The organism is Nonomuraea sp. NPDC003754, from assembly GCF_053605785.1.
Genome location: NZ_JBSGJX010000006.1, coordinates 205,060 through 221,614, shown reverse-complemented (window position 1 = coordinate 221,614; position 16,555 = coordinate 205,060). Strand labels below are relative to the sequence as shown.

The 16,555-nt window shown below is 71.3% G+C and carries 15 protein-coding genes; 9 read left to right on the top strand and 6 right to left on the bottom strand.

Annotated elements, in window-relative coordinates:
* Positions 1-17: 17 nt before the first annotated feature.
* The 8 genes from ACWEVS_RS10405 (at position 18) to glnII (ending at position 8,678) form a co-directional block, all read left to right on the top strand.
* On the top strand, positions 18-323 hold the full coding sequence (locus ACWEVS_RS10405; RefSeq protein ID WP_449927158.1) for a hypothetical protein: 306 nt from the start codon (positions 18-20) through the stop codon (positions 321-323).
* A complete protein-coding gene (locus ACWEVS_RS10400) occupies positions 317-1,417 on the top strand; it encodes an adenosylhomocysteinase (RefSeq protein WP_449927161.1) in 1,101 nt (366 codons plus the stop codon). Before ACWEVS_RS10405 ends, ACWEVS_RS10400 begins: the two co-directional genes overlap by 7 nt.
* Positions 1,414-3,015: an ABC transporter ATP-binding protein gene (locus ACWEVS_RS10395; RefSeq protein WP_449927164.1), complete on the top strand. Its 1,602-nt coding sequence runs from the start codon at positions 1,414-1,416 to the stop codon at positions 3,013-3,015. Before ACWEVS_RS10400 ends, ACWEVS_RS10395 begins: the two co-directional genes overlap by 4 nt.
* Positions 3,016-3,033: 18 nt before the next feature.
* Positions 3,034-3,603, top strand: coding sequence for an ECF transporter S component (locus ACWEVS_RS10390; RefSeq protein ID WP_449927167.1), 570 nt, complete (start codon positions 3,034-3,036; stop codon positions 3,601-3,603).
* A 3-nt stretch (positions 3,604-3,606) separates the two neighbouring features.
* Positions 3,607-4,428 (top strand): energy-coupling factor transporter transmembrane component T family protein, encoded by an 822-nt coding sequence (locus ACWEVS_RS10385; protein ID WP_449927170.1) that lies wholly within the window; start codon positions 3,607-3,609, stop codon positions 4,426-4,428.
* Entirely contained in the window at positions 4,425-5,663 is a 1,239-nt protein-coding gene (locus tag ACWEVS_RS10380) for an amidohydrolase family protein (protein WP_449927173.1), read from the top strand. Before ACWEVS_RS10385 ends, ACWEVS_RS10380 begins: the two co-directional genes overlap by 4 nt.
* 3 nt (positions 5,664-5,666) lie before the next feature.
* On the top strand, positions 5,667-7,574 hold the full coding sequence (locus tag ACWEVS_RS10375; RefSeq protein ID WP_452550977.1) for a sensor histidine kinase: 1,908 nt from the start codon (positions 5,667-5,669) through the stop codon (positions 7,572-7,574).
* An 84-nt stretch (positions 7,575-7,658) separates the two neighbouring features.
* A complete protein-coding gene (gene glnII, locus ACWEVS_RS10370) occupies positions 7,659-8,678 on the top strand; it encodes a glutamine synthetase (protein WP_449927179.1) in 1,020 nt (339 codons plus the stop codon).
* A gap of 439 nt (positions 8,679-9,117) precedes the next feature.
* On the opposite strand, the gene ACWEVS_RS10365 is transcribed toward glnII, so the two are convergent.
* The 3 genes from ACWEVS_RS10365 to ACWEVS_RS10355 form a co-directional block, all read right to left on the bottom strand.
* Positions 9,118-9,663, bottom strand: coding sequence for a dihydrofolate reductase family protein (locus ACWEVS_RS10365; protein ID WP_452550975.1), 546 nt, complete (start codon positions 9,661-9,663; stop codon positions 9,118-9,120).
* Positions 9,664-9,854: 191 nt separating this feature from the next.
* Positions 9,855-10,556, bottom strand: a complete 702-nt coding sequence (locus ACWEVS_RS10360) for a helix-turn-helix domain-containing protein (protein WP_452550973.1) — start codon at positions 10,554-10,556, stop codon at positions 9,855-9,857.
* A 229-nt stretch (positions 10,557-10,785) separates the two neighbouring features.
* A complete protein-coding gene (locus ACWEVS_RS10355) occupies positions 10,786-11,727 on the bottom strand; it encodes a MerR family transcriptional regulator (protein WP_449927191.1) in 942 nt (313 codons plus the stop codon).
* A gap of 94 nt (positions 11,728-11,821) precedes the next feature.
* Here ACWEVS_RS10355 and ACWEVS_RS10350 point away from each other — a divergent pair, with 94 nt between their 5' ends.
* Complete coding sequence (locus ACWEVS_RS10350; RefSeq protein WP_452550972.1) at positions 11,822-12,436, top strand: TetR/AcrR family transcriptional regulator; 615 nt, start codon at positions 11,822-11,824, stop codon at positions 12,434-12,436.
* Positions 12,437-12,514: 78 nt separating this feature from the next.
* On the opposite strand, the gene ACWEVS_RS10345 is transcribed toward ACWEVS_RS10350, so the two are convergent.
* From ACWEVS_RS10345 to ACWEVS_RS10335, 3 genes are all read right to left on the bottom strand, one after another.
* Positions 12,515-12,838, bottom strand: coding sequence for a hypothetical protein (locus tag ACWEVS_RS10345; RefSeq protein WP_449927196.1), 324 nt, complete (start codon positions 12,836-12,838; stop codon positions 12,515-12,517).
* A 54-nt stretch (positions 12,839-12,892) separates the two neighbouring features.
* Entirely contained in the window at positions 12,893-14,905 is a 2,013-nt protein-coding gene (locus ACWEVS_RS10340) for a CehA/McbA family metallohydrolase (protein ID WP_452550971.1), read from the bottom strand.
* A 116-nt stretch (positions 14,906-15,021) separates the two neighbouring features.
* Positions 15,022-16,554, bottom strand: a complete 1,533-nt coding sequence (locus ACWEVS_RS10335) for an aldehyde dehydrogenase family protein (RefSeq protein ID WP_452550969.1) — start codon at positions 16,552-16,554, stop codon at positions 15,022-15,024.
* Position 16,555 lies beyond the last annotated feature (1 nt).

Here is a 16,555-nt window from a genome sequence, read left to right as displayed (position 1 = left end):
ATTTCGGACGGAGACCATTGACCCCGCTACCTGCCGCCCAGGTCGTCATCCAGACCATCCTGCGGCGCACGAACCTCCTCATGGCGGGCAAGCGCGTATCGATCGTGGGCGACGTGCCAGGACTGGCCTCCCGCCTGCGCGCCATGGGCGCCCACCCCGGCGCCGCGCTCGCCGAGGCCGACCTCGTGATCGGCGACGACGTCGACCGGGCCGCGCTGCGGCCCGGCGCGATCCTGGCGACCACCCGGCCGGGCGACGGCGAGCGGATGCGTGACGGGGTCCTGGCGCAGGGCCGCCTGTTCGTGGTGGACCTGACGTGTTAACCGACATCAGGCACCCCGAGCGGTGGTCCGAGGGGCTGGAGAAGATCGCGTGGGCACGCCGGTTCATGCCGGTCATGGCCGCGCTGCGCTCGGGGCTGTCCCTCCACGGCGTTCGGATCGGCCTGGTCCTGGTCCTGGAGCCCAAGACCGCCAACCTGGCCCTGACGCTGAGGGACGCCGGGGCCGACGTCATCGTCACCTGTCCCGGCAGGGAGACCATGGACGACGTGGCCGCCGCGCTCGTCCACGAGGGCGTCGCCGTGCTGGCCCGCTCCGACGCCGGCCGCGCCGAGGACGACGAGCTGGCCAGGAGGATGCTCGACCAGCGGCTCGACGTGCTGGTGGACGACGGCGCCCGGGTCATCACGCTGGCCCACGCCGAGAACCGGCTCGCCACGCTGAAGGGCGCGGCCGAGGAGACCACCAGCGGGCTGCGCGCCCTGCGGCGCACCCCCTTGCGCATCCCGGTCATCGCCGTCAACGACGCCCGCTCCAAGTACCTGTTCGACAACGTCCACGGCACGGGACAGTCGTGCGTGATGGCCGCCCTCGACCTGACCGGCCTCGATCTCGACGGAGCGACCGTCGCCGTCGCCGGCTACGGCCACGTCGGCCAGGGCGTCGCCCGCTACGCGGCCGCGCTCGGCGCCCGGGTGATCGTGAGCGAGGTCGACGCGCTCGCCGCGCTGCGCGCCTTCCACGACGGCTACGAGGTGCGCCGGCTCCTCGCCGCGTGCGCCGAGGCCGACCTGGTGTTCTCCGCGACCGGCGAGCCGTACACGATCAGGCGGCAGCACCTGGAGGCGCTCAGGGCCGGCGCGGTCGTGGCGGTCGCCGGCGGAGTGCGCGACGAGGTCGAGCCCGGCGTCGCGGGCGCCTACCGGCTGCTGGCCGACGGCGAATGCGTCAACTGCGCGGCCGCCGAGGGCAACCCGATCGAGATCATGGACCTGTCCCTGTCGCTGCAGGCCCTCGCCGTCGGCCACCTGCTCACCCACGACCTGACACCCGGACTGCACCCGCTGCCCGACGAGCTCGACGAGCGGGTGGCCAGGCTGAAGCTCGACGCGCTCGGACTGGAGCTCGACCAGTGATCATCGACATCCGCGACGCCGCCGTCCGCTACCGCGCGACCGGCCTGCAGGTGCTCAGCGACGTCTCGCTCCAGGTGGCCGCGGGCGACTTCGCCCTGGTCAGCGGCCCCTCGGGAGGCGGCAAGAGCACGCTGCTGCGCATGGTCAACGGCCTGGTCCCGCACTCCTACCGGGCCGAGGTGACCGGGCAGGTCAACGTCGGCGGCGCGCCCGTCGCCGACCAGACGATCCGGCAGCTGTCCACCGTCGTGGGCACGCTCCTGCAGGACCCCCACAAGCAGATCGTCGGCGCGACCGTCTTCTCCGAGCTCGCCTTCGGCCCCGAGAACCTCGGGCTGCCCCGAGCCGAGATCCGCGCCCGCATCGAGGAGGTCACCGCCAGGGTCGGCATCACCCACCTGCTCGGCCGCGCCACCCACGAGCTGAGCGGCGGCGAGCTGCAGATGGTGGCCTTCGCGGGCGTGCTGGTCATGCGGCCACGGGTGGTCGTGGTCGACGAGCCCCTGGCCAACCTCGACCCCGCCGCCAGCCGCCACCTGCTGACCGAGCTGCGCCGGTTCGTCGACGACGGCGGCGCGGCCGTGGTGGTCGAGCACCGGGTCGAGGAACTGCTGGAGTTCGGCCCCACCCAGGTGCTCTACCTGGAGGGCGGTCGGCCCCGCTACACCGGCGACGTGACCGGCTTCCTGCGCGAAGCCCCCGTCGCGCACGTCAAGCTCCCCTTCGAGGCGCTGGTCGCCAGGGCGGACGAGCTGCCCGAGGTGCCCGCCCTGCCACGCGCCGCGCCCCCCGGCGGCCCGGCCAGGCTGCACTACCAGCGGGTCACCCTCGGGTACGGCCCGCGGCCCGTCCTGCGCGAGGTCGACCTGGCGCTCGGGGCGGCCGAACGGATCGCGGTGCTGGGCCGCAACGGCGCGGGCAAGTCCACGCTGCTGCGCGCCGCCGTCCGGCTGATCGAGCCCTCCGCGGGCCGGGTGCTGGTCGACGGCGAACCGGTCGACCGGCGCTCGACGCTGAGCCTGGCCACCACCTTCGGCTACGTCTTCCAGAACCCCAGCCAGGCGCTGTTCTCCGCCACCGTCGCCGAGGAGCTCGCCTTCGGCCCCCGCAACCTGGGGTGGAGCGCCGACCAGATCGCCGAGACCGCCGAGGCGGCGCTGACCGCCATGCTGCTGCACCACGAGCCCGACATCATGCGACGCTCGCCGCACACCCTGTCCTACGGCCAGCAGCGCCGCCTCACCGTCGCCCTCGCCCTGGCCATGCGGCCCGAGACGCTCATCCTCGACGAGCCGACCGCCGGGCAGGACCTGCACACCACCACGACGTTCATGGAGCGCGTGCTCGGCGGCATGCGCAGCGTCTACTTCATCACCCACGACGTCGATCTGGCGATCACCTCGGCCGACCGGATCGTGATCGTCGACGGGGGGCGGATCGTCGCGGACGCGCCCCCCGCCGAGCTGGCCCACCGCGAAGAGCTGTGGGCCGAATCGGGCCTGCGCGCGACCAGCCTGGTCCGAGCCGTCCGCGACCGCCTCCCCGGAACGGGAACCATCCCGCACCCCTTCCAATTAGCGCGCCTGACCCCCCAGTGAGGAAGGACTCGACCCCCCATGAGTACAGAGGCAGTATCACCACGCCCACCCCTGTGGGAGATCAACTCCAGGGTCGTGGTGTTCGCGGCCGTCGGCGCAGCGCTCTACGCGGTGCTCGGCCTCATCAGCTTCACCATCCCCGGCACCCAGAACGTCGACATCAGACCCGCCTTCGCGCTCGTCCCGTTCTTCGGCATGCGGTTCGGCCCGGTCGCCGGCTTCTTCGTCGGCCTGGTCGGCAACATCGTCATCGACCAGATCAAGGGCTACGGCGCGTTCACCTACTGGAACTGGAGCCTGGCCAACGCCCTGACCGGTCTGCTGGCGGGCGTGCTGTTCGCCCTCGTCGCCTCCCGGCTCCGCAAGGAGGCCGTCCGCCTGGTCGCCGTCGGCGTCGTCACCTGGATCGCCATGCTCATCGCCTTCGCCACTACCTTCACCGACATGTGGCTGCAGGACATGAACTTCGCGACCTGGGCGAGCGTCGCCTTCGGCCCGCTGCTGCTGAGCAACACGCTGGTCGCGCTGATTCTCACACCCGCGCTCGACGCGGTCTGGGAACCGATCTCCAAGCGCATCGGCAGGTAGCCGATGGACGTCACGCCACGTTACCTGGGAGGCGACTCCTTCCTCGGACGCCGTGATCCGCGCGTGCTCCTGCTGGTCCCGGTGTTCTACCTCGTGGCAGTGGCGCGCCTCGACGACCTGCGGGTCATCCTGCTGTGCGGCCTGGTGGCCCTGGCCTACTACCTGAGCGCGGGCATCCCGTGGCGGGCGGTCAGGGCCAACTGGGCGTTCGTCCTCACGCTGATGACGATCACCGTGCTGGTCAACAGCGTGTTCACCGACGCCCTGCAGATCGAGACGACGACCGGGGCGCCGACGCTGTTCACGATGCCGATCACCGGCAACGCGGTCACCGCCGCCACGCTGTCGTACTCGGCGACGCTGCTGGTGCGCTTCGTGTCGCTGGCGATGATGGGCTTTCCGGTCGCCTTCTGCGTCGCGCCCGGAGATCTCGGGGTCACCTTCGCCAGGTTGAAGGTGTCGCAGCGGCTGGCCTTCGGCGTCGACCTCACCTTCCGCTTCCTGCCGTCCACGGCGGCCGGCATGCAGGAGATCATCGACGCCCAGCGCGTGCGCGGCTACGACCATCCGCGCACCAGCAACCCCGTCAAACGCCTCCGGTCCCTCAAACCCATCGTCATCCCGCTCACCGTCAACGCGCTCATCGACGCCGAGGACACCTCCAACGCCATGGACCTGCGCGGGTTCGGCGCCAAGCACCGCACCTGGATGCGCGAGCTGGCCTTCGACAGGACCGACTACCTGGTGCTGGGCTCCTTCGCCGCGCTCACCGTGGCGCTGCTCAGCTACAAGATCTTCGGGAGTGACGTCGTATGGGTGCCGTGACCACGTTCAGCGCCCCGCTCGTGCTGCCCATGGACGGCCCGCCGGTGCGCGACGGCAGGATCGCGGTGCGCGACGGCAGGATCGAGGCGATCGACACCGGCGGGGGCGCGGTCCACTACCCGGGGATCATCGTCGCCGGGCTGGTCAACGCGCACACCCACCTGCAGTACACCTGCATGGCCGAGGTCGGCCGCCGCGTCTACGCCTCCTTCGAGGAGTGGGCCGAGGTCTTCGACCGGGTCTACTTCGGCGGCGAGGACGGCAGCTGGAACCCCGCCCTCCGGCACGGCGTGTGGGACTGGGCGGCCGGGGCGACCGACGGGGCCTGGCAGTGCCTGCGCACCGGCACCACCGCCGTCGCCGACATCGTCACCGACCAGGAGGCGCTCGTCGACACCCCGCTCGGCGGCCTGCGCTACCTGGAGGCGCTCGGCGACAACGACACCTCCTGGCGCGACGGCGGCCGCGAGCGCTACCTCGACCTGCTCGCCAAGGCCGACGCCGTCTCGCCGCACGCCCCCTACTCCCTCGACACCGGCGTGCTGGCCGACCTGGCGGCGCTGGCGTGGCAGCGGGACCTGCGGATCCACATCCACCTGGCCGAGTCCGCCCACGAGCGCGAGTTCACCGTCCACGGCACGGGCGCGCTCGAGCGGTACATCACCAAGCTCGGACTCGACTTCGCCCTCCTGCGCGAGGGCGGCTCGGGGCTGGCGCCCGTCGCCTACGTCGACTCCACCGGACTGCTCGGCCCCACCTGCCACATCGCGCACGGCGTGGACCTCACCGCCGAGGACCGCGCGCTGCTGCGCGAACGCGAGACCTCCGTCGCGCTCTGCCCCCGCTCCAACCACGTGCTCGGCCTGCCGGGCCCCGACGTGGCAGCGCTGCTGCGCGAAGGCAACCCCATCGCCGTCGGCACCGACTCGCTGTCGTCCTCGCCCTCGCTCGACCTGCTCGCCGACGTCGCCGCCCTCCGCGAGCTCGCCGTACGGCAGGGCTACCGCGACGGCGACCTCGACCAGCGGCTGATCGAGGCGGCCACCGTCGGGGGCGCCCGCGCGATGGGCCTGGAGCACGATATCGGCAGCCTCACCCCGGGACACCGCGCCGACTTCGCGGTGTTCGACCTCGACCCTTCGACCGCGAACCCCTACCGGACCCTCGCCGAGCACGGCGCGGGCCGCTGCGTCGCGACCGTGGTAGGCGGCTCGCCCCTGACCGGAATGACCTGACCCATGGCCTCCCAAAGTCTGCGTTTCAAGCTGTACTCGCTGCTCAGCGTGCCGATCGTGGCCCTCGTCGGCCTGTGGACCTTCGTGGCGGGGCACGTGCTCGGCGACTTCTTCGAACTGTCGGCCGCGACGGCCGTCTTCGAGGAGATCGGCGACCCCGCCGCCACGCTCGTCACCTCGCTCCAGCAGGAACGCAGGGATTCGGCCGTCTACCTGAGCGCGGGACAGCCGGACGCGCTCAGGCTCGCCGACGCGCGGCGCCGTACCGACCAGGCGGTCGAGCAGTTCCGGGGGACGGCCACCGGCGAGCGCGCCTCGACCGTGACCACGCCGGAGGTGCGCGCCGCCATCGACGCCGTCGTGGAGCGCACCCAGGGCCTGGCCAGGCTCCGCGAGAAGGTCGACGGCAGGCAGTCGGACCGGCTCGACACCGTCCAGGCCTACGGCGCCATCACCGATACCGTCTTCCGCCTCTTCGACCAGCTCATCACCGTGCCCCGGGTGCAGCTCTACCAGCAGGCGATCGGCCTGCAGCGCATCGCCCACGCCCGCGACCTGATGTCGCGCGAGGACGCGATGATCTCCGGCGCGGTGATGTCGGGCACGCTCGAACACGACGAGTACGAGGCCATGGAGGTCTTCGCGCCGAACCGGCAGCTGCTCATGAACGAGGGCGTGGCCATGCTCGACACCGAGCTGCGCGGCCCCTTCGAGCGGCTGCTCGAGGGCGCCGACAGCAAGCGGCTGGCCGTACTCGAACACGAGATCGTCGAGGACGCCAGGCTGCCGCGCGACACGACCGCGTGGCAGCAGACCGTCACCCGCCTCGGCCCGGGGCTCGACCAGCTGCTCGAATCCCGGGTCCTGCTGCTCACCAGCAGGTCCGACGACGCCGCGGGCGGCATCATCCTCAGGATCGGCATCGTCGGCGTGCTCGGCATCGCCGCCATCCTGGTCGCCGTCATCTGGTCGGTACGGCTGGGCCGCGGCCTGGTCGAGGAGCTCGACGGCCTGCGCGGCGCCGCCACCGACGTGGCCGAGGTACGGCTGCCGCAGCTCGTCGAACGGCTGCGCAGCGGGCAGACCGCCGAGGCCGACACCTCCTCGCCCATCTCCGTCTCGACCCCCACCCAGGAGGTGCGCGACCTGGCCAACGCCTTCGAAAGCGTCCGCCGCACCGCCGTCAGGGCCGCCGTCGGGCAGGCCGAGCTGCGCCAGGGCCTCAACCGCGTCTTCCGCAACCTGGCCAGGCGCAACCAGTCGCTCGTCCACCGCCAGCTCGGCCAGCTCGACGCCATGCAGCGCAAGACCGCCGAGCCCGACCAGCTCAGTGACCTGTTCCGGCTCGACCACCTCACCACCCGCATGCGCCGCCAGGCCGAGGGTCTGGTGATCCTGTCCGGCGCGCCCGCGGGACGCCAGTGGCGCCGCCCCGTCCAGATGCTCGACGTCGTGCGCGGTGCGGTGGCCGAGGTCGAGGACTACCTGCGCGTCACCATCCACCCCATCTCCGAGGGCACCCTCACCGGCAGCGCCGCGGCCGACGTCATCCACCTGCTGGCCGAGCTGGTCGAGAACGCGACCGTCTTCTCCCCGCCCAACACCCAGGTCAACGTGACGGGCGAGCTCGTGGCCCGCGGCTTCGCCGTCGAGATCGAGGACCGTGGCCTCGGCATGCCCGACGCCGAACGCGACGAGCTCAACCGGCGCCTGGCCGACCCGCCCGAGTTCGACCTGGCCGACAGCGACAGGCTCGGGCTGTTCGTCGTCGGACGGCTGGCCGTACGTCATGGCATCAAGGTCACCCTGCAGCGCTCCGCCTACGGCGGCACCACCGCCATCGTCCTCATTCCGCCGTCGTTGATGACCGATCCGTCCACGGGTGACCTTGCTCACACTCGCCCCGATTAACATGCCGTTCACATACGGGCAAAAACCGCGAAACGGCGCACTGCGAATCTCGGCGTGGCTGAGAAACACCCCGAAAGGACCGCCGTGAGCATCAAGGCTGAGTACATCTGGATCGACGGCACCGAGCCCACGGCTCTGCTCCGCTCGAAGACGAAGATCCTTGCCGACGGCGCCACCCCGCCGCTGTGGGGCTTCGACGGCTCCAGCACGAACCAGGCCGTGGGCCACTCCTCCGACCGTGTGCTCCGCCCCGTCTTCACCTGCCCCGACCCGATCCGCGGCGGTGACAACATCCTGGTCCTGTGCGAGGTCGAGGAGACCGACGGCGAATCGCACGCCAGCAACACCCGTGCGCGACTCCGCCCGATCGCCGAGCGTTTCGCCGAGCAGGAGTCGTGGTTCGGCATCGAGCAGGAGTACACCTTCTTCAAGGGCTCGCGCCCGCTCGGCTTCCCCGAGGGTGGCTTCCCCGCCCCGCAGGGCCCCTACTACTGTGGCGTCGGCGCTGACGTGATCTTCGGACGCGAGATCGTCGAGCTGCACCTCGACCGCTGCCTGGCCGCCGGCCTGCTCATCTCCGGCATCAACGCCGAGGTCATGCCCGGCCAGTGGGAGTTCCAGGTAGGCCCGGCCGGCCCGCTCGAGGTCTCCGACCACCTGTGGATCGCCCGCTGGCTGCTCTACCGCACCGCCGAGGAGTTCGGCGTGGAGGCCACGCTCGACGCCAAGCCCGCCCGCGGCGACTGGAACGGCGCCGGCGCCCACACCAACTTCTCCACCAAGGCGATGCGCGAAGGCTACGACGCCATCATCACCGCCTGCGAGGCGCTCGGCGAGGGCGACAAGCCGATGGAGCACGTCACCCAGTACGGCTCCGGCATCGAGTCCCGCCTGACCGGCCACCACGAGACCGCGCCGTGGAACAAGTACACCTACGGCGTCTCGCACCGCGGCGCCTCGGTGCGCATTCCGTGGCAGGTCGAGGTGGACAAGAAGGGCTACATCGAGGACCGTCGCCCGAACGCCAACGTCGACCCGTACGTGGTGACCCGCCTGCTGGTGGACACCTGCTGCACCGCCCTGGAGAAGGCCGGCCAGGTCTGACGGCAGACCGGCCGGGTCCGACGGCAGGCCGGCCGGGTCTCCGAATTCCGGCTCGGACCGGCCGCGCGCATCGGTGCGCCGGTTCGTCGAGCATGAAGAAGCCCACCGCTGTTCCGGCAGCGGTGGGCTTTCCTCATGCCCAGCCCCAGCCCCAGCCCATCCCAGCCCCGGCCTCGGCCCGTCCCGGCCCCAGCCCCGGCCTAGCCTCAGCCCCAGCCCCGGCCCGTCCCAGCTACGGCCCATCCCAGCCCCGGCCTCGGCCCGTCCCGGCCTAGCCTCAGCCCCAGCCCCGGCCTCGGCCCGTCCCGGCCTAGCCTCAGCCCCAGCCCCGGCCTCGGCCCGTCCCGGCCGGTTCGGCCCGGGCCCGCCCGGCTCGGCCCGGCCTGGCGGGGGCCGAGCATGGACCCGTGCGCGCCGCACCATGACGGCGTCCGGCGAGTCAGCCGGCGTCCGGAACGTAGCCCAGGTTGAGCACGCCGGTCGTGAACGTCTCCGACCTGATGAGCTTCAGCCGGTGGGTCGGGGTGTCCTCGAACAGCCGCCGGCCATGGCCGACGGCAATCGGGTGGACCAGCAGGTTCAGCTCGTCGAGCAACCCGTTGGCCAGCAGCCACCGCACGGTCGTCGCCGAGCCGGACATCTGGATGTCGCCGTCTGTCCGCTCCTTGACCTCGCGCAGCGCGGCCACCACGTCACCGGAGACGACGGTGGTGTTGTTCCAGTCCGCCTTCTCCAGGGTGTTCGACACGACGTACTTGCGCACGTTGTTGAAGAACGCGGCGGCGTCCTGGTCGTTGTCCGTCGTCGTCCAGTACGCGGACCACTCTTCGTACAGCCTGCGGCCCATCAGGAACGCCGCCGCGCGCTGCATGCCCGCTTCGACCGCGGCGCCCATCTCGTCGTTCCAGTACGGGAAGTGCCACTGGTCCGGCGACTCGACCACGCCGTCCAGGGAAATGAAGAAGTTCGAAACGATCCTGCCCATATGCTCTGCTCCTCGGTCGTCGTGGGTGACGAGGAGGGCGCCACGGCAGGCACCGCCGCACATGTCGCGGCAGGAACCTACGCCGCATGTACGGCAGGCACGCTCGCCGCACGTGTCGCGGCTGCAGACGCCGGCCGCGCGATCCTCCTCTGACGGTGGCCCGCGACCGGCAGACTAGGCGGAAGCGGCGCTCACGTCTTGTACAGAAGCGACAGCGGCTCCGGCGCGTCCTGGTCGCGCAACTGCGTGGCGGTCCGCCCGACATAGCGGGCCAGCGACCGCGCCAGGTGCGGTTGGTCGAAGTACCCGAGCCGGTGGATCACATCATGGGCCGGCACGCCCTCCTGGATGAGGACCGCCGCCCGCCTGGCCCGATCGATCTGCCGGACGGCGCCGCGTGTGAGCCCGGTCGCGGCCACGAAGCGCCGCTGGACGGTGCGCTCGGACACCTCCGGCGACCCGTCACGAAGCACTGCGGCGACGATCGGGTCACGGTCCAGGACCCCCTCACGTGCCATCCGCCCGACGAACTCCTCGGCGTTGTCGTAGTCGGGAAGGCGCCAGGCGGAACCCTTCAGCCGGAACGACCTACGCGTCGCATCGGGGAGCTCCACCGAACCGTCGACGAGCCCGCTGACCGGAAGATGGGGCATCGACGTGCCGAGCGAGAAGATGATCCCGAAGAACGTGGCGTCCTCGGGAACGGGGGCCGTGCTCGCCTTCGACTCCGGGCCCTGAACCGCGACGTGGATCTGGCCGCGGTGGTCCCAGAAGACCAGATCCAAGCGCGCCGTCGCGACCGACGTCATGCGGCCGACGTCGTCGCTGCTGCTCCGCCACACCCGCTCGATGTACGGCGAGTCGGACGATCGGCTCTCGACCGCCAAGCCCATCCGCGTCACTCCCCCTCGCCCCAGTGATGCTGTCGGCGCCGCGCAGGCAGTGTGGCACGAAACCCGCCAAGCCGTCGCCCGTCACGAGGTGGATCTGCTCGCCGTTCGTTCGGGCGCGCATCGAGGTGGATCTGCTCGCCGTTCGTCCGGGCGCGCGTCGAGGTGGATCTGCTCCCCGTTCGTCCGGGTGCGCATCGAGGTGGAGGCCGACCCTGTGGAGTGCGGTCGGCTACGGCTCCGCGCGGGCGCGCAGCGCCTGGATGCACCAGCCGAACACCGGCGCCAGGCTTTCCGGCGCCGGCCAGCCGTTGACGACCGCGAGAAGCCGCGAGTATCGCTCCCGGCGAGGATCGTTCATGCTCTCCAGCCGCGCCAGCAGCAGCCGCCCGACCTCGGCCCCGTCCGGCCGGCCGAGGAGGCGCGCGTAGCGGGCCGTGAGCGATCCGACGATCGGCTCGGCGCCGGGGGAGGCCGGGTCGACGCCGCTCGCCACGGCCGGCGCGATGTGGTCCCGGACGACAGCGGCGAGATCGCGGCGCGGTCCCGGCCCGCCGGCGTTGGCGCGCTCGGCCGCATGTTCCTCGGCCATCCGGCGCATGCCGGCGCGGAAACCCGGGTCCTGGGACAGCTCGGCCAACTCCACCCACGCCTCCACCTGCTCGGCCTCGGGGTTGTCGGGCAGTTCGGGAGTCATCGAGCGCCGGACACCCGCCAACTCCGGCGCGGCGGCCTCCAGACCGCCGAAGACGGTGTCGAGGAAGTCGTCGATCAGGACGTGGCGTTCGTCCTCGGACAGCTTGGCCAGCTTGTGCATGAGATCCATCTCCTCCGGGGTGGAGCCGCGCCTGGCCACCGCCGTCAGCACCGCCCGCCGCAGCCGTAGCGTGCGGATCTGCACCGCCAGCGCCTCGGCGTGCATGGCGGCGACCTCGGGAAGCGAGACCTCCCGGTCGACGACCCTGCGGATCGTGGGCAGATCCAACCCCAGGTCGCGCAGCGTGCGCACGAGGTCCAGGCGGGCGACGGCGTCGATGCCGTACAGACGGTGACCGGCAGGGCTGCGGTCAGTGGGCGGCACGATCCCCCGGTCGGAGTAGAACCGGACGGTCTTGACCGTCAGCCCGGTGCGCCGGGCCAGGTCGCCGATCGAGTAGAGCGTGTCGTCGTGCATGCCCTCACCTTCGCGCCTCCCCCTGCTGGAGGTTCAAGTCCGCCGTCTCGTCCACCCATACTGGCGGCATGCCAGGGCGCCTATAGTGAGTCAGGTGACTGACTCGAAGGGTTCCCGGGTGCGGGCCGCGAGCGCCAAGCGGCAGCGGCTGATGGCGGCCGCCGCGCGGGTCGTGCATCAGCAGGGCGCCGAGCGGACCACCATCGCCGACATCGCCCGCGCCGCCGACGTCCCGGTCGGCAACGTGTACTACTACTTCAAGACCAAGGACGAACTCGTCGCGGCCGCGCTCGGCGAGCACGCCCGGCAGCTGGGGATCCTCACCGGACGGCTGGACGAGCTTCCCGATCCCATGGAACGGCTCAAGGGCCTGGTGGCGGCATGGGTCAGCCAGCGCGATCTCGCCGCCCGCTACGGCTGCCCGACCGGAACGCTGGCCGTCGAGCTGGACAAGCGCGCCGAGGGCGGCCTGGACGTCGAGGCCGGGCGGGTCATCCGGCTCCTCCTGGACTGGGTGGAACGCCAGTTCCGCGACCTCGGGCTGCCCGAACCCGACGGCCTCGCCCTGACGATGGTGGGCGCCTACCAGGGCATGTCCCTGCTGGCCAACGCCCTGCGCGACCCCGGCATCATGGAACGGCAGGGCGCCTCCCTCATCGGATGGCTCAACTCCCTCCCCGGAGAAATACACATCCTTCCAGGGAGCTGAACAAATCGACACTGCCGGAAAGCAAAGAGCCCAACGCCGGAAACAGCGATGGGCTCTGTGGAAGGTGGTTGGAGGTGATTAGCCGAAGAGCTCGTCAGTCGTGGTGACGGCGCCCGCGCGCAGGACCCATTGCGCGAGCTGTTCCAGGTCGTTACAGCTGAGGATGCGCTGACGGACCTCCTCGGAAACGGCTACGCCATGGTGCTCGAGGAGCATGAGCACACAATGCGCTTCCCCCCGCGCCATGCCTTCCTCGCGGCCCACTTCCCGGCCCTCTTCGCGGCCTTCTTCCCGGCCTTCCTCTCGGCCCTGTGCCCTGCCCTCCTCCATGCCTACTTCCTTGCCTCGGTAGAAGTGCTCCTTGGCGAACGGGCTGTAGACGGGCCAGGTGGTGGACGTCATGATCTCCTCCAGGAGGCGCTTGGTCGCCGGCGAGGCCAGACGATTGCCGAAAAGCTATATGGCCAGCCGGGCCCGATAAATGCGGCGCGCCTCCTCGATCGCCTTCAGATAATCGTCCATCTGCCATTGCTCGTCGAATCTGGCCGCCGTTCTCACGAGTCCTTCGAGCAGCTCGATCCACCGCAGGCAGAACATGACGTCGTCCTCCCTGGCCACCCGCCGATGTTCCACGTCGAGGTACACCGGACTCGTGTGCGCGTAGACGTGCGTGAAGAGCGAGCGGGGATGCGCGCCTCCTTCCGCCACGGCCACCACGTACGTCGGCCACTGCACGGCCAGCTCCGCGCTCACCTCCGAGCCCGACGTCGAGGCCAGCTCCCCGTCGGCGGTCAGCACGGTCAGCCGTTCCACCTCAGGGCCGATCACCCGGGCCGTCACCCGCACCGTCCGGCCCGGCGTGAGGTTCAGCGTCTCGCCCGGCCCCTGTCCGTCGACCAGCAGTTCCAGGAAGGGCCCCGTGGTGGCGAACGTGCGGCCCCGCCGTACGGCGTCGGCATAGGAGTCCGCGGTCAGCGGCCCCTCGACCCGCGCGTAGGTGCGCTCCCAGCCGACGGGGCTGGCCACCATCTCCATGCGCTGCCTGGTGTAGGTCAGCATCGAGTCGGTGCCGGCGACGGCCGCCAGCCGGTTGCCCGCGCCGATCAGCCGCCGGTAGGCCCGCGCGGATCCCGTGGCGCAGGAGAAGTGCAGCAGCTCGAACCCGTCGACCAGGCCCAGCGCCGCGTCGACGACCGCCATCCTGGCCGTGCAGCCGGGCGTGCCGACCAGCTGCTCGGGGGTCTCGGTCGGCCCGCGGAAGGCGTGCGCGTAGCCGACGAGCGCGCCCAGCTCGCGCAGCTCTCTCAGCGCCTCCGTCGTCGGCGGCCAGTCGGGCGCGCCGGCGAACCCGGTGGCGTAGAGCGACGGCGGGGCCGCCGGCGCGAAGGCGTGCAGGTGGCCGAACAGGTCGTTGCGGTGCTCGACCCCCATCCTGGCCACGTGGGTGGCGTCCGACCACGGCAGGTCCTGGCCCGCCCAGTGCTCCAGCGCCTCCTTGTCCAGGACTCGCTCGCCGGAGACGTTCGCGGCCAGCAGGCTCAGCACGTGGAGGTCCTCGCCGTGCTGGGAGTCGGCCGCCCACTGCGGCGGCGCCACCAGGTCGCCGACGTAGTTGAGGTGGACGTGCAGGTCGCCGCCGTACCAGCCTCTGGCCGCGGCGTCGTAGATGCGCTTGGGGGTCAGCTCGACCAGCGTCTCGATGTGCTCGGGAGGGGTGAGCGAGGTCTCCGCCCAGCCGTACTCCATGCCCCGCGTCACCCTGACCGTCAGCGGCTCGGCCGGGACGAAGAGCATCAGATCGTCGCCGTGGAAGTACGGCACGCCGTTGAAGTCGCGCTTGGGCGGCACCCCTGGCGGGTACCAGCCCTGGCCGTCGGCGTTCCACACGCTCCACCGGCACGGGAAGCCGGCCCGCAGCCGCAGCGCCGCCCTGGGCGCGCTCCTGGTCAGGCCGGACAGGTCGAGGCCGCGGCCGTCGACGCGCACGTCGGCCGCCGTGTCGAGCTCGATCAGGCGCGCGCCCTTGGCGGGCACCTCGTACTCCTGGTCGCCGACCGTCACCCACGCCGCGTGGTCGCAGGCGCTGTCGATCAGCAGCGTGAGCGGCAGCGGCGTGCCGCCCACCACCGCCCGGGTACGGCCGCGCAGGTCGTGGCCGTCGGGTGTGAGGCGCAGCACGGCCAGCCCCTCCGGCGGGACGGGGCCGAGCGCGCCGCGCAGCACCTCGTCGTAGTCGAGCTCGCACTCCAGGCGCTGCAGCTCGGCGGGGCCGGCCCCGGGGGCCTGCTCCCTGGCCTGGCGCCTGGCCTCCCGCCAGAAGGGGCCGACGTCCACGAACCGCGACTGGCTCATGACCCTGACATAGGCGATGGGGGGTTCGCCCCATGTCATTCCGTGATCGGCGAGCAGCTGGCGGTACTCCTCCAGCATGCGGGCCACAGGCGCGGGCAGCATCGGATCGTCACGCATCGGTTTCTCCCCGTAATCGCAGGCGTCGTCATCGTGACACAGCCCGGCACCGACCTGCGGAGGAGCGGATGTGGTTTTTCCACACCCGGGTTGACGCAGCTTCGACCCAGATCAACTCAGATACGGAACTCCAGGTCCGGGGTGATCTCGGCGACGTCCATCTGGGCCTTCTGCAGCCGTCCCGAGTGGTCCCAGTTCATCGCCTGCCAGCGGGTGAACTGGTCGAGCACCCACATCCCGGACTGGCGGCTGCCGTTGCCGGACTTGCCGTTGCCGCCGAACGGCAGGTGCGCCTCGGCGCCGCTGGTGGAGTTGTTGACGCTGACCATGCCCGCCGAGATGCCCTCGCGGAAGCGGAAGGCGCTGCGCGGGTCGGTGGTGTAGATCGAGGAGGACAGGCCGTAACCGGGCAGGTTGGCCAGCTCGATCGCCTCGTCGAGGGTGCTGAAGGTGGTGACGCCGACGATCGGGCCGAAGGTCTCCTCCATGAACAGCCGGTCGCCCGGCCTGACCCCGTCGACGATCGTCGGGTGGTAGTAGATGCCGCCGTCGCCGGTGAAGGAGCCGCGCGGGTTGGCGGCGCTGATCCTGCCCTGCGGGGTGAGCACCGTGTGGTGCGGCTGCACCCAGGTCAGGAACTCCTCGAACCGGTCGGCGAACTTGCCGTCCAGCAGCGGCCCGGCGAGCACCTCGCCCTTCGGGTCGCCGATCTCGGCCGTCGCCAGCGCCCTGGCGAAGCGCTCGACGAACTCGTCGTGCACCGACTCGTGCACGATGGCGGTGCCGAGGCTGGTGCAGCGCTGGCCCGCCGTACCGAAGCCGGCGAACAGCGCGCCCTCGACGGCCAGGTCGAGGTCGGCGTCCGGCATGATCACCATGGGGTTCTTGCCGCCGAGCTCCAGGCAGGGCGACTGCAGGTGACGGCCGCACAGCTCGCCGATCTTCCTGCCGACCTCGGAGGAGCCGGTGAAGCCGACCTTCTGCACCGTGCCTTCGTCCAGAGCCGTCTCCAGCCCCTCGAAGGTCTCCCGGCCGTCGGCGAAGACCACGTTGAGCACGCCGTCGGGCAGGCCCGAGGCGGCGAACAGCTGGTACATCGCGTGCGCCGACGCCGCGGCGTACTCGGCGGGCTTCCACACCACGGCGTTGCCGCACAGCAGCGCGGGCACCAGGTACCAGCTCGGCACCGCCACCGGGAAGTTGCCGGCGGTGATCACCGCGGCCACACCGACGGGGTTGCGGAAGGTGAAAAGGTTCTTGTCCGGCATCTCCGACGGCACGGTCTGGCCGTACAGCCTGCGGCCCTCGCCGAGGAAGAAGTCGCAGGTGTCGACGATCTCGCGCACCTCGCCGAGAGACTCCGCGTACGGCTTGCCGATCTCCTCGGTCACCAGCCTGGCCAGCGCCTCGGCGTTCGCCTCGACCAGCCGGCCGATCGAGGCGATCACCCTGCCGCGGACCGGCGCCGGCGTGCGCGCCCACTCCCGCTGCGCCTCCTTGGCGGTACGGCAGGCCGCGGCGAAGGCGGCCGCGTCCGCGAGGCCCACGCGCGCGACGACCTGGGCGGTGTCGGCGGGGTTCGTCGAGTCGTAGGTGGTGGTGGCGGCGGCTTCCTTGCCGCCGACGACGGAGACGATCTGACGGGTCACC

Excerpts from the sequence above, each read along its gene's own strand:
- ACWEVS_RS10345 (WP_449927196.1), bottom strand. The coding sequence starts at position 12,838 with ATGACGTCCACCACCTGGCCCGTCTACAGCCCGTTCGCCAAGGAGCAC.
- ACWEVS_RS10390 (WP_449927167.1), top strand. The coding sequence starts at position 3,034 with ATGAGTACAGAGGCAGTATCACCACGCCCACCCCTGTGGGAGATCAAC.
- ACWEVS_RS10355 (WP_449927191.1), bottom strand. The coding sequence starts at position 11,727 with ATGCACGACGACACGCTCTACTCGATCGGCGACCTGGCCCGGCGCACC.
- ACWEVS_RS10375 (WP_452550977.1), top strand. The coding sequence starts at position 5,667 with ATGGCCTCCCAAAGTCTGCGTTTCAAGCTGTACTCGCTGCTCAGCGTG.
- ACWEVS_RS10340 (WP_452550971.1), bottom strand. The coding sequence starts at position 14,905 with ATGCGTGACGATCCGATGCTGCCCGCGCCTGTGGCCCGCATGCTGGAG.
- ACWEVS_RS10365 (WP_452550975.1), bottom strand. The coding sequence starts at position 9,663 with ATGGGCAGGATCGTTTCGAACTTCTTCATTTCCCTGGACGGCGTGGTC.
- ACWEVS_RS10360 (WP_452550973.1), bottom strand. The coding sequence starts at position 10,556 with ATGGGCTTGGCGGTCGAGAGCCGATCGTCCGACTCGCCGTACATCGAG.
- ACWEVS_RS10385 (WP_449927170.1), top strand. The coding sequence starts at position 3,607 with ATGGACGTCACGCCACGTTACCTGGGAGGCGACTCCTTCCTCGGACGC.